This window comes from Sporosarcina sp. SAFN-015 (assembly GCF_051966875.1).
In the GTDB taxonomy this organism is placed as follows: Bacteria; Bacillota; Bacilli; order Bacillales_A; family Planococcaceae; genus Sporosarcina.
Map to the genome: position 1 here is coordinate 42,828 of NZ_JBQCKP010000012.1, position 13,054 is coordinate 55,881.

The following is a 13,054-nucleotide window of genomic DNA, read 5'->3' on the forward strand; positions in this document are numbered from 1 at the left end:
GAAATTCATGCGCCTACTCTGTTTTTATTGTTCCACACGTCTTCCCGAAAACAGAAAGATACAAGTGATGATGACTGCGGATAAGAAGATAGCTGCTGCGGAGATGAATAGCTCCTCTATCCCGTTTCGGACAGCAATCCCGATAAAGACCCAAACAAAAACGAGATTCATTACATAATCCTTGTAATGGTACATAAAATGTAAAGCGAACGCTGTGGAAATCGTTAAAAAGATGACCGTCCATAACGGATCGCTTAATCCCAATCCTGACCAGCCGTGAATCATAAGAAAATAACTGACATTCTCAATAGTCGTAATGAAAATCCATCCAGTGAGCAAACTGATCGGAGCTCTTCCAGTAAGTAGGTTATCCCGTTTCGGGAAACTTCCGTAAAAAATGAGCAACACAATAAGTAGAGCAATTTTCGCAATTAAAGTGCCAGTAAACAATTCGAAATGCCAAAGGAAAATCCAAGCAATATGAAGAAGGCTACTTAATACGAAAAGGAAAGTGAAGCGGTTTTGATGCGCGGAGCTCATCTCGTGGAAAGTCTTATTGAATTTGAAGATCCAGAAAAAGAGCGCCATATAGATCAACCAACAGACGACAAGTACATAGTCGGCCGGCAAAAAAAGCATCGGCAGCCGATTTGTAATCTCTCCTGTTGTATTTCCATTCAAAGAGAAAAAGCTTGCGATTACATTCAATATTATGACTGTACATAGTGACAGGGTCATCAGAAGTATTTTAGACATAGTACATCCTCCCTCTGAACAGTATACATAGGAATGTGAATTAGTGCGAAGGAAAGTATGAAATTTCCGTCACAAATCTAATATTTCGAATCCCGAAGATTCATGGTATAATAAAAACATGTTTTTATTAAAATTTTCTAAATCATTAGGGGGATCATTCATTGACTACTACAAAAACGTATTCACAAGTATGGGATTTAGATGTATTTTTTAAAGGCGGAAGCGATTCAGAGGAGCTTCGTACGCATTTGGATGCGGTGAAACAACAGATTGGTGAGTTGGAAAGTCTTGCATCCGCTACACAAACACCAACATCCGTCGATGAAGCAGGTAAAATTCTTCACGTAATTGATGAAATCAAAAACACTGCAAAAAATTTAAGAGAAGCTGGCGCTGTTATCGGTTGCTTCCTTGCTGCGAATACGAAAGATAAAAAGGCGCTCATTCTACAAGCAGAAGTAGGTACTTTAGGAGCACGATTCCAGACGGCAGTGCTAAAAATCAAACAAGTCGTTGCAAAGACGGAAGAATCCATTTGGAAAGAATTACTTGCGACTGAACAATTGTCTCAATTCGATTTTATTCTACAAGAATGGCGCGAAGAAGTTCAATTGAAACTATCTGAGGAAGAAGAAAGCCTCATTACGGCATTAAGTGTCGATGGGTACCAAGGTTGGGGACAACTATATGATCAGCTCGTAGGAGACATTACAATAGAAATGACAGTAGATGGGGAAGAAAAGAAGCTTTCCGTAGGACAGGCGAATAACTTAAGTTCCCATGCAGATGTTAGCGTGCGCAAGGAAGCATTTGAAAAACTAGAAGAAGCTTGGGAAACGAAAGAGGATTTCTTCGCGTCCACATTAAACCACTTGGCGGGCTTCCGTTTGGCTGTCTATGAAAAACGTGGATGGGATTCTGTTTTGAAGGAACCCCTTATGAAAAATCGGATGAGCCAAGAAACACTAGATGCAATGTGGGGTGCAATCAGCGCAAATAAAGGACCTTTTGCACAATATTTAAAGCGGAAAGCCGAACTATTAGGAAATGAAAATATGAATTGGTATGATTTAGATGCACCGGTCACGTCATCCACGAAGGAGATGTCTTACCAAGAAGGCGCTGAATTTATTTTGGAGCATTTCGGTAAATTTGGTCCTGAATTGGAGTCGTTTTCAAGGAAAGCATTTGAAGATAGCTGGATTGAAGCGGAAGACCGTGCGAATAAGCGTCCAGGAGGTTTCTGTACGGGAATGCCAGTTTCTGAACAGTCTCGTATTTTCATGACGTATAGCGGCTCTATGTCCAATGTTGCGACGTTGGCACATGAACTCGGCCATGCGTTCCATTCATACGCTTTGCGTCCTGTTCATTACATGAACCGTCAATATGCGATGGGGGTTGCGGAGACAGCTTCCACATTTGCGGAAATGATCGTTGCGGACGCTTCTGTCAAAGCTGCAGAAACGCAAGAGGAAAAACTAGCATTGCTGGAGGATAAAATTCAGCGCAGTGTGGCATTCTTCATGAATATACATGCACGTTTTCTTTTCGAAACGCGTTTCTATGAGGAAAGGAAAAACGGAGTTGTCCCTGCTGCAAGATTGAATGAATTAATGGCAGAGGCGCAAAAAGAGGCATACGCTGGCGCTCTTGATACTGTACATCCGCATTTCTGGGCTTCGAAACTGCATTTCTATATTACGGGAACACCATTTTATAACTTCCCATATACTTTCGGATACTTGTTCTCATTGAGTATTTATGCGAAAGCAATTGCAGAAGGCGAATCATTTGAACAGAAGTATATGGCGCTGTTGCGTGATACAGCTGTCATGTCTGTTGAAGATCTTGCGATGAAGCATCTTGGAGAAGATATTACAAAAGAAGAGTTCTGGGCAAAAGGTGTGGCATTATGTGTGAAAGATGTAGAAGAGTTTTTGAAAATAGCTTCCGAAGAAAGGTGAAGACGCATTGATTCTGCTTGAAGGGCGAACTTGTTATTTACGTATATTGACAGAAGACGATGCAGCAATATTCACCGAGCTGCTCAAAGCGAATCGAGAGTACTGGACTGTTTTTGAGCCTCGTCACGAATCGAGCTATTATACGGTTTCTGTCCAGCGGGATAAGATAAGGGAATCCATTTATCAAATGAGAGATCGGCGCGAATACAATTTTGGGATTTTTGACGCCGAAACAAGCAGGTTAATCGGTCACATCTCATTATACAGCATAAAGCGACTGCCTTTCTCAAGCGGTTTCGTCGGTTATTCTATCGACGAACGGGAAACAGGCAGAGGGCTTGCAACTGAAGCGGTGAAGATTGTTAAGAAGTTTGCATTCGAAACAGTTTCATTGCATCGAGTCGAAGCTTTTGTTTCTCCGCGGAATGCCGGTTCGGTGAAAGTGCTGGAGAATGCAGGCTTTGTCCGAGAAGGATTGCTGAGAAAGTTATTGTACATTAATGGTTTTTGGGAAGATCATTATATGTACGCAAGCTTAGCAGATGATTATTGAAAGGGTAAGGCCGCCTGGCGGAAACTAACAGCTAAAATAAAAAGCCGATTCTTCTAACGAAGAATCGGTTTTTGTCATATTACCCCATCCAGCTTCGGGTGCTAGCTGCTCGGGTCATAAGTCAGCTACGCTGCACGGCAAAGAGCGCCTTTTCGCGCATCTACCTAATGCCTGTCACAGCTTAGCGAGCGCCCTCCGCTTTTGTCATTTCCCGGGAAATCTAATGTCATTTTTCGTCGATTGCTTCATATCCGTCAATAATGACATCCAATAATCCGGTGTCAGGATGTGCGACAAGGCCATGGACAGGAACTTTGCGATCCATAAGTGGGTGATTACGCACTTGGTCCACGCTTCGTTTCACGCTCTCAGTAACATCACTGAATCCGCGCAGCCAATCTTTCATATCGACTCCAGAGTACTTTAACGTTTTAAATAGATTTTTGTCTACGCCGCGTGCGACCATTTTTTCAATCATCTGGTCTGTATCTATGGAGCTCATCCCGCAGTCATGATGGGCGATTATATATACTTCTTCCGCCTTCAATTCATAAAGAGAAATAAGGATGCTTCTCATGACGCTGCCAAATGGATGAGTAACGATCGCTCCAGCGCTTTTAATGATTTTAGCATCGCCATTTCGCAAATTCATAGCTTTCGGCAGAAGCTCTATAAGTCTTGTGTCCATGCAAGTCAAAATTACAATTTTTTTATCAGGGAATTTTGTAGTGGTGTATTCCTCGTATTTCTTTTCGTTGACGAATTCTTTATTGTACGCAATGATTTCAGATAAGACAGTCATATAGCGACCTCCGTTTTCTAATTAAGTTTTCTTTAACTAAAATAGTTCTCTTGATCCGGCATCTTAGGTGTGAATATTGATTCGACTCATAGTAAATAGTACAGAAAAAGAAAAGAGCTGCCAAGTGGCAACCCTTTGTTTTATTTTACTTCCGGTTTTGGATCGATTGTTTCTGCATCGGCGGAATTGAGAGCTTTCCCAAGATAATGCATTGTAAATAATGCTGCTATACCAAGGACGATAGCATATCCAATAACTGTAGTATACATCAAGCCCATGATGAGACCCCTCTCTACAATGAATATTTATTATACATCTCATTATACTATAATCCTGCAATAATTAAAGAGGAGATTGAAATGTTTTAAGTAATTGTGTCTAAAATCAGAATGCCCAGCTTCCATTACGGAATACAGGCTCGACAGTTCCATCCTCCAAAACTCCATCTATATCCATATCTGCAGATCCAATCATGAAGTCGACGTGTGTAATACTTTGATTGAGTCCACGTTTTTCCAATTCATCCGAAGACATCGTTTTACCACCTTCAAGACAGAAGGAGTATGCACTCCCGATTGCTAGGTGATTCGATGCGTTTTCATCGAAAAGTGTGTTGTAGAATAATAATCCTGATTCTGAAATTGGGGAAGCGTGTGGAACGAGAGCGACTTCGCCTAAATGTTTAGCCCCTTCATCCGTATCAACGAGACGTTGCAGGACTTCTTCGCCTTGGCCAGCTTTCATTTCGGTAATTCGGCCATTTGCAAAAGTTATTGTGAAATCATCGATAATATTTCCACCGTAGCTTAAAGGTTTCGTGTTCTTTACGTAACCGTTTACACCATCTTTATGAGGGACTGTGAACACTTCTTCGGTCGGCATATTTGCCATGAACGCGTTGCCGTCAACATTGACACTCCCTCCTCCGCACCAAATATGCCCTTTCGGCAGTTCAATCGTCAAGTCTGTACCAGGTGCTTTGTAATGAAGTTTCGCATACGCCTTTTTATTCAAGTAATCGGCTTTTTCATTCAAATTGCGGTCTAGTTCCTTCCATGCTCCGACAGCATCTTCCTGATCTGCCCGAACCGCCTTAAAAATAGCCTCCCATAGTGCTGGAACTTGTTCGGATTCATCCAACTCAGGGAACATTTTTGCAGCCCAAGCCTTTGAGGGAGCAGCAACGACTGACCAGCTGAAACGATCTGCCATCATCATTTTTCTGTAATTGCTCAACGCTTTTCCGCTAGCCTTTTGTGCATCCGCAATTCGTGAAGGATCGACACCTTTTAGCAAGTCAGGACTTTGTGAAACGATACTTACAAATGCCGCCCCGGCTTCTGCTAATTTTTCACGCTCCATTACTTTCCATTCAGGGAAATCCGAAAAAGATTCGGCTGGCGCTTTTTCATAACGCAATTTTGTCAGTTCATCATCAACCCAATCAACGATGACATGTCTTGCGCCGATAGAATAAGCCTTGGCAGCCACCTTTCTGACAAGCTCCACGGTCTCGATGGAAGCGCTTATGTAGAGCGTTTGGTCCTTTTGAATATTCGATCCAACCTCTACGATTAGACTTGCGTAGTTCTCCAACTTCTGTTCAAATGTCGACAACATAAATACCTCCTTCGTCTGTATGTATTAATAGTACTCTAGAGTCAGAAGACAGGCAAAGGGAAAAAGTGATAATTTATAGAAATAAAAAAGTCTTTACTAAGCTTTTGAATTTACATTGATTACCTGCACAAATGATCAAAGGACAAAATGTGTATGCAAGGTGACATTTCATTGAAGAACTATATTTATTATTCGAGATGACTAAAGAATGTGGGAGATATGTCGAAATAAGAAGAAGTAGACTGTAGGACATGGAGGGTACTCATATGGATTTATCAACCGTTTTTGGACTTATCCTAGGAATCGTTGCGCTTTTTGTCGGAATGATAATGAAAGGCGTAACACCGGATAATCTGTTAAATATAGCCGCTATCCTTATCATTATCGTTGGAACGATGGCAGCGGTTGTCATCGCATTTCCGATGAAGGAAATCAAGCGAGTGCCGAAGCTGTTCGGCATTATCTTCAAAGAACAGCATTTGACTGCTGACTCGGATTTAATCAAAATGTTTTCCGGTTGGGCAGATATTGCAAGACGGGAAGGTTTGTTGTCATTGGAAGCGAAAGCCGATGAAATATCTGATCCATTTTTGAAAAATGGACTTGGCCTTGCTATCGATGGACAAAATGCCGATTATATCCGTGATGTTCTTACCGAAGAAGTAGAGGCAATGGAAGATAGGCATTCTGCTGGTGCACTCATCTTTTCACAAGCTGGTACTTATGCACCGACGCTCGGTGTGTTGGGAGCGGTTGTCGGTTTGATAGCTGCATTGAAAAATATGAATGATATCGATGCGCTTGGACATGCCATATCAGCAGCTTTCATCGCGACATTGTTAGGTATTTTTACAGGGTATGTACTTTGGCATCCGTTTGCAAATAAACTACAACGTAAGTCGAAAGAAGAAGTTCGTCAAAAAATGATGATGATCGAAGGGATTCTTTCCGTCCTCGAGGGTGAGGCCCCAAGAGTCATTGAACAAAAGCTATCTTCATACTTGTCGATGGAAGAACGTCGAAAGCTCGCTGCTAAAAATACGAGCGACAAGGGGGCGGGCCAGGTTGTCGAGGAAACGTAAAAGAAAAAATAGGGAAGAAGGTCATATTAACGAGTCTTGGCTTTTGCCTTACGCGGACCTTCTCACATTGTTATTAGCGATGTTCATCGTCTTATTTGCATCCAGCTCATTGGATGAAGCAAAATTCAGTCAAATATCTTCTGTATTTAACCAAATTTTCGACGGGGGGACAGGAGTGATGGATAACTCCGCTCCTACCCCAGTACCGGTACCGAAAGACAGTGCAGGGGAGAAAAATGAAAACTCTTCTTATTTGGAAGACCAACAATCTCTTGAGGAAATTCAGGATAAGCTCGATGAATATATCGCTGTCCAAGAGCTTGAGAATCAATTCCAGACGAAATTGACAGAAGAGGGGCTGCTAATTACGATTAGAGACAGCATCCTATTCGAGTCGGGCAAAGCGACTATTAAACCGGAATATGAAAAGTTGGCAAAAGATATCGCTAATCTCCTCGTCTTTGAAAAACCACGGCAAATCGTCGTCACTGGACATACAGACAATGTTCCGATTAATAGCGCTGAATTCCCATCCAACTGGGAGCTTAGCATGATGAGGGCAATCAACTTCCTCAAGACAATCGTCAGCAATGATAAAATGGATCCTCAACTGTTCAGCGTAAAGGGATATGGCGAAAATAAACCTGTCGCTTCCAATGATACAGCAGAAGGAAGAAGCAAGAATAGACGGGTTGAAGTTCTTATACAGCCTCTCGTATTGAAAGATGGAACAGCAGTTGAATAAAACACAATAAAAACCCGATGCTTCAGGATTTTCCTGTCGCATCGGGTTTTTAGTCTAACACACTTCATTTGCGTAATGCACCAAGTTCAGCGGCGATGGCTTGCATTTCGTTCGGACTGATTGTATCCCTTTTCATGACCATCTCGTACATGTATACGAGATCCTCATATTGGGATGTGCTGAAATTGTCCGCTTTCATTGCATCAACGTTGACCATTCGTAGCTTCTCTTTAATTTTTTCAATCATATACGTTACGTTTTCAGGTGTTGGTTGAGATAGATCCATAATGTCGTCCGCCCTTCATTAGCTTCGGACTAATCATCACATTAATCGATTGAACTGTCAACCGATGCTGATTTCCCAAGCTTTGCTTCTTCTTTCTCTTCTTCGATTTTCGCTTTGAATCGTTTAGTTTCCATAACGATGATTCCAGACAATCCAAGAAGACCGATCAAGTTTGGAATAGCCATCAATCCGTTTAATACGTCCGCAAGCAACCAAACGATATCAAGAGATACGACAGCTCCTACCATAATGAACAAAACGAAAGCGATACGATACCCTAATACTGCTCCATTTTTAGGGAAGAGGTATTGGAAACATTTTTCTCCATAGTAGCCCCATCCTAAAATTGTAGAAGTTGCGAAGAATACGATACCAATTGCGACGATGATAGGACCTGCGCTTCCTAGGAATTCTCCGAATGCTTGTGCAGTCAATGCGCCGGCGTCAATTGATTTGTCTTTCCATTGACCTGACATGACAATTGTAATACCTGTAATTGAACAGATAATAAGTGTATCAAATAATACTTGAGTCATTGAAATAAGTGCTTGGCGACCAGGCATGTCTGTTTTTGCAGCGGCGGCAGCGATAGGAGCAGAACCAAGACCAGCTTCGTTAGAGAATAGTCCTCGAGCAACACCGAAACGGATAACTGCACCAATTGCACCACCAGCAGCTGCCTGTCCTGTAAATGCGTCACTGAATATTAAACCAAATGCCGCTGGAACAAGATCGAAGTTCATAATTACAACGATTGCACCTGCAATGAAATAGAAGAGTGCCATGATCGGTACGAAGAATGCAGTAACCCGGCCGATCGATTTGATTCCTCCAAGAATTACGAGTCCGGCAAAAACAAAAAGTACAACCCCAGTAATCCAATGCGGAACGTTGAAAGTGTTGTTCATGACGTCTGCGACTGCCTTCGATTGCGTACCGTTTCCGATACCGAAAGCCGCAAGCGCCCCAAAAATAGCGAACAGGACACCGAGCCATTTTTGTTTCAGACCGTGTTCAAGATAGTACATCGGCCCCCCAGCCATTTGCCCTTTTGCATCCTTAACACGATATTTTACTGCAAGAATAGCTTCCCCATATTTTGTAGCCATTCCGAAGAAACCTGCGAGCCACATCCAGAAAATTGCCCCTGGACCGCCCATATAAACTGCAGTTGCGACCCCGACAATGTTACCGACCCCGACAGTTGCAGCCATCGCCGTCATCAAAGCCTGGAATTGCGTAATGTCGCCATCCGCTTTTTTATTATGCTTACGAGAAAATACTTGTTTCAATGAATACGGCAATAACCGCACTTGAATAAATCCGAGCCTTACAGTTAGAAAAATACCTGTTCCCACAAGTAGGACAAGAAGTGGCGGTCCCCAAATAAATCCGCTTGCTTTGTCCAAAAAGCCTGTGATTGCATCCATCAAATTACCCCCTTATTTTGTTTGTTTTTGTAACTAAATTCCCTTCTGTGCCAGATTTTATCCTGGCTAACGACTCCCTCCCGTTGCCACTATCTAATACATTAGACTATTGAGAACATTGGTAGTCTTATCGTTTATATTCCGAAACTTCTTCGAAATAGTCAAGACATTTTTTCAAATTCATGAACATTGTTTGTTTTTTCAATCGAAGGGTATAATGGTGTATGCAGATTAGAATGGAATTGGAGGGTTTTACGTGGGAAACAGCAAATTTGGAAGGTTTATCATGTTGGGGGCAATTTTAGGTGGTGCTATCAGCATGTTCGATAGAAGCACCCGGCAACAAGTGATGAAAAAATCGAACGCAATGATTTCACAGGCCGGCTATTATTCAAAAAATCCGGATGTCCTGAAACATAAGTTACAACAACAGAAAGACAAGTACTTATCGATTTATGAACAATTTTCAGGAGATGCGGCATATATTAAGAATCAAGTTGAAGAATTAAAAACATTAACACCGCAAGTGAAAGAGCTGGTTGTTGATACGAAGGAAGCCTTTGTAGATTCAAAAGAGGAATACAAAGAAATAGTGAAAGAATCGAAAGAGGCTTTGAGCGCAAAAAAGATGTAAGTTACGGAAGGAGTGAGTCAAATGTGAATAACAAAGACCGCATTACTCCGAAAAAAGATAAAACAGTAACCGATGAAGAAAAAAGTGGTTTCATGGCAAATTCACAAGTTATGAAATTCCTGGATGATGTGAAGGACGGGGATTTGGAAAAATTCGATGTTACAACGACAAAAGGATTTTGGAAGGAGCTCCTTGTGCGGATCAAGATGGTGGATATCACTGGCTTAGGTTCTCAATTGGCGTTCTTTTTCCTATTATCTTTATTCCCTCTATTAATCTTCTTAATTACGTTGTTACCTTTCTTAAGCATCGATGAATCTCAAGTGTACCTTTTCATAAGGGATTATGCGCCTGATAGCGTGTATACACTCATCCATGACACCGTTGAAGAAATATTGAAAAACCGTAATGGAGGGCTATTATCAATTGGTGCATTGGCGACGATTTGGTCGGCATCTAAAGGGATGAACGCTCTCACGAAGGCATTAAACCGCTCCTATCATGTCGAGGAATCAAGATCTTTCCTCGTTGCGAGAGGGATGTCAGTCGTATTTACAGTCGCATTAATTGCCGTATTGATCATTGCCCTTCTATTGCCGGTATTCGGCCAACAGATTGGAATGCTAGCATTCTCCTATTTTGGAATGGAGGAAGGATTTCTGAAATTATGGGGAAGCATGCGATGGATTATACCACCAATTTTAATTTTCATCGTATTTACAGCACTTTATTGGGTGGTCCCAAATTTAAAAGTTCGACTAAAAAGTGCAATGCCAGGGGCTTTATTCGCCACAACGGGATGGATCTTGACTTCACTTGCATTCTCGTTTTACGTCGGTAATTTCGCGAACTATTCAAAGACGTACGGAAGCATTGGAGGAATTATCGTCCTTATGATGTGGCTCTACTTTTCAGCGATCATCTTAATGCTTGGCGGTCAATTGAATGCTGTCATGACAGAACGAAAACAAGCAAAATTAGCAAAAGAAAAGAGCAATGCAGTGGGTTGACTGCATTGCTCAGAGTGTAGACAAAGTCGTTTTTGGACTTTGTCTACACTCTTTTTTAAGGCAAGTGGCAATGGGCAGGAATTTTTTATTCTTTATTCTACTTTGCTCAACATCCGTAAACCATTCAATATAACAAGAATTGTACTTCCTTCATGGCCAATGACCCCTAATGGAAGATCGACGATTTGCAAGAAGTTGGAAGTAATTAGAATGGCGATTACTGCGACGGAAAAGAAGATATTTTGTTTCACAATCCGTTGCATTTTCTTTGAAACTTTCACAGCATAAGAAATACGAGTCAAATCATTTTTCATAAGAACGACATCAGCAGTTTCAAGCGCAACGTCGGTGCCTTCGCCCATTGCAATGCCTGAAGTGGCTGTAGCTAATGCAGGGGCATCATTGATGCCGTCACCGACCATGCCAACTTCCTTATATTCTGTAAGTAGTCGTTTCAATTCGTTAACTTTCATCTCTGGCAGACATTCTGCCACATACCGATCCAATCCTGCTTCGTTGGCAATCGTCCTTGCTGTATTTACATTGTCTCCTGTTAACATGATTGACTCAATCCCTAATTGTTTAAGGTCTTTGATTGCTTTGACTGCTTCAGGACGCAATGTATCTTTCAACGCAATGACAGCGAGAATTCCTTCAGAATCTTTCATGGAAACAACTGTTTTTCCTTCATTTGAAAGCTTTTGGACAATACCTTCGTTAAATTCATCAATCAATTCTTTTCCGACAAAATTCGGGTTTCCTACGAGAATTTCACCGGATTTTGTAACTGCCCGAATGCCGTAACCCGGAACGTCCTCAATCGGCGGGCTTTCTTGTTGGACGATTCCTTCCTGTTCAGCATAATTTACGATTGCAACAGCGAGTGGATGATTGGACTGTTTTTCGATGCTTGAGAGCAGGGCAAGAGCCTTTTCGACGTCCGTATTTTCACGGACGATAAAGTCGGTTACGACCGGCTTCCCGGAAGTCAATGTACCAGTCTTGTCAAATGCGATTGCTTTTAATGAACCGAGATGCTCCAAGTGGATGCCGCCTTTAAACAGAATGCCTCTTTTCGCTCCATTCGAAACTGCTGCCAGCGTTGCAGGCATGATCGATGCCACTAGCGCGCAAGGGGAGGCGACAACTAATAAGACAATGGCGCGATAAAATGTCGTCGTCCAATCCCAGTCGAATAGGTAATGCGGTAAAAACATCATGACGAGTACTGTGAAAATGACAATTTTAACGTATGTGCCTTCAAATTTTTCGATGAACTGCTGGGAAGGGGACTTTTCACTTTGCGCATTTTGAACGAGAGTGATTATTTTCTGGAATAATGTCTCCGAGCTCGGCTTCGTCATTTCCATATGAATCGCCCCGCTTATATTGACAGTGCCAGCAAATAACTCATCATCTTGAGTCTTTGAGACAGGTAACGACTCGCCGTTAATGGCAGACATGTCAACGGAGGTTGTGCCTTTGATGACAACTCCATCGACGGGAATCCGTTCGCCTGGCTTTACAAGTATTCGTGCACCTACGGAAAGGGAAGAGGTCGGTATGCTAACTGTTGAGCCGTCTTCCTGAATGAGCCAAGCCTCCTCAGGCTGTAATTCCATTAACGCAGATATCTCTTTATGACTTTTATTTAATGTATACGTTTCGAGTGCGCCGCTGATCGCAAAAATGAAAATGAGGATGGCGCCTTCTGCCCAATAGCCGATGACAGCAGAGCCGATTGCTGCAAATACCATTAACATTTCGACATTCAACTGCTTATCCGCGATCGTTTCCTCGATGCCTTCTTTCGCTTTTGCGAAACCGCCGATCAGGAAGGCGATTATATATAGCGAGATTGATAGCGACGATGATTCATTTTTTCCGGTCAACCAGGCAGCTAAAATTAATATCCCTGCTACAATTGCAGCGATCAGTTCCAAACGTGCTGTCAAATGAGTAGAACTTTGTGGCGTTTCTTTCGTTTGAGTTGTCATTTGACTACCTCCTCTTTGAGAATGAGTATCAAATTCAATTAACAATAATGATTCTGATATGATAATTATTATAAATAACAGTATATCAAACTAAAAGGGAAATGCAACACTCATGACTCAAAATGAAGAATAGTTGACATAAAAAAGCCCCGGCACAATATGTGCCGAGGCG

13 protein-coding genes are annotated in these 13,054 nt (G+C 42.0%); 6 read left to right on the forward strand and 7 right to left on the reverse strand.

The window, feature by feature from the left end; all coding sequences use genetic code 11:
• Positions 1 to 24: 24 nt before the first annotated feature.
• On the reverse strand, positions 25 to 756 hold the full coding sequence (locus ACTHPA_RS17110) for a tryptophan-rich sensory protein (protein WP_440501971.1): 732 nt from the start codon (positions 754 to 756) through the stop codon (positions 25 to 27).
• A 161-nt stretch (positions 757 to 917) separates the two neighbouring features.
• On the opposite strand from ACTHPA_RS17110, the gene ACTHPA_RS17115 reads away from it, so the two are divergent.
• On the forward strand, positions 918 to 2,723 hold the full coding sequence (locus tag ACTHPA_RS17115) for a M3 family oligoendopeptidase (RefSeq protein ID WP_440501973.1): 1,806 nt from the start codon (positions 918 to 920) through the stop codon (positions 2,721 to 2,723).
• A gap of 7 nt (positions 2,724 to 2,730) precedes the next feature.
• The gene (locus ACTHPA_RS17120; RefSeq protein ID WP_440501975.1) at positions 2,731 to 3,276 is read left to right on the forward strand and encodes a GNAT family N-acetyltransferase; all 546 of its coding nucleotides are present in this window, start codon (positions 2,731 to 2,733) and stop codon (positions 3,274 to 3,276) included.
• A gap of 226 nt (positions 3,277 to 3,502) precedes the next feature.
• Here ACTHPA_RS17120 and ACTHPA_RS17125 read toward each other — a convergent pair whose 3' ends face one another.
• From ACTHPA_RS17125 to ACTHPA_RS17135, 3 genes are all read right to left on the reverse strand, one after another.
• Positions 3,503 to 4,078 (reverse strand): beta-class carbonic anhydrase, encoded by a 576-nt coding sequence (locus ACTHPA_RS17125; RefSeq protein ID WP_440501977.1) that lies wholly within the window; start codon positions 4,076 to 4,078, stop codon positions 3,503 to 3,505.
• Between the two features lie 140 nt (positions 4,079 to 4,218).
• Positions 4,219 to 4,356, reverse strand: coding sequence for a hypothetical protein (locus ACTHPA_RS17130; RefSeq protein ID WP_440501979.1), 138 nt, complete (start codon positions 4,354 to 4,356; stop codon positions 4,219 to 4,221).
• A 106-nt stretch (positions 4,357 to 4,462) separates the two neighbouring features.
• Complete coding sequence (locus ACTHPA_RS17135; RefSeq protein ID WP_440501980.1) at positions 4,463 to 5,695, reverse strand: aminopeptidase; 1,233 nt, start codon at positions 5,693 to 5,695, stop codon at positions 4,463 to 4,465.
• 269 nt (positions 5,696 to 5,964) lie between these two features.
• On the opposite strand from ACTHPA_RS17135, the gene motA reads away from it, so the two are divergent.
• Positions 5,965 to 6,780 (forward strand): flagellar motor stator protein MotA, encoded by an 816-nt coding sequence (gene motA, locus ACTHPA_RS17140; RefSeq protein ID WP_440501982.1) that lies wholly within the window; start codon positions 5,965 to 5,967, stop codon positions 6,778 to 6,780.
• Entirely contained in the window at positions 6,764 to 7,525 is a 762-nt protein-coding gene (gene motB, locus ACTHPA_RS17145) for a flagellar motor protein MotB (RefSeq protein WP_440501983.1), read from the forward strand. The genes motA and motB overlap by 17 nt, the downstream gene beginning before the upstream one ends.
• Before the next feature lie 64 nt (positions 7,526 to 7,589).
• Here motB and ACTHPA_RS17150 read toward each other — a convergent pair whose 3' ends face one another.
• Together ACTHPA_RS17150 and ACTHPA_RS17155 are read right to left on the reverse strand one after the other, a co-directional pair.
• On the reverse strand, positions 7,590 to 7,811 hold the full coding sequence (locus ACTHPA_RS17150) for a DUF1128 domain-containing protein (protein WP_429919549.1): 222 nt from the start codon (positions 7,809 to 7,811) through the stop codon (positions 7,590 to 7,592).
• A gap of 41 nt (positions 7,812 to 7,852) precedes the next feature.
• Positions 7,853 to 9,241 (reverse strand): alanine/glycine:cation symporter family protein, encoded by a 1,389-nt coding sequence (locus ACTHPA_RS17155; RefSeq protein WP_440501985.1) that lies wholly within the window; start codon positions 9,239 to 9,241, stop codon positions 7,853 to 7,855.
• 256 nt (positions 9,242 to 9,497) lie between these two features.
• On the opposite strand from ACTHPA_RS17155, the gene ACTHPA_RS17160 reads away from it, so the two are divergent.
• Positions 9,498 to 9,875, forward strand: coding sequence for a YtxH domain-containing protein (locus ACTHPA_RS17160; protein ID WP_440501987.1), 378 nt, complete (start codon positions 9,498 to 9,500; stop codon positions 9,873 to 9,875).
• Between the two features lie 23 nt (positions 9,876 to 9,898).
• Positions 9,899 to 10,885 carry a YihY/virulence factor BrkB family protein gene (locus tag ACTHPA_RS17165; RefSeq protein ID WP_440501989.1) on the forward strand — a complete coding sequence of 329 codons (987 nt, stop codon included), beginning with the start codon at positions 9,899 to 9,901 and terminating at the stop codon, positions 10,883 to 10,885.
• A 92-nt stretch (positions 10,886 to 10,977) separates the two neighbouring features.
• Here ACTHPA_RS17165 and ACTHPA_RS17170 read toward each other — a convergent pair whose 3' ends face one another.
• Complete coding sequence (locus ACTHPA_RS17170; RefSeq protein ID WP_440501990.1) at positions 10,978 to 12,882, reverse strand: heavy metal translocating P-type ATPase; 1,905 nt, start codon at positions 12,880 to 12,882, stop codon at positions 10,978 to 10,980.
• Between the last annotated feature and the right edge of the window lie 172 nt (positions 12,883 to 13,054).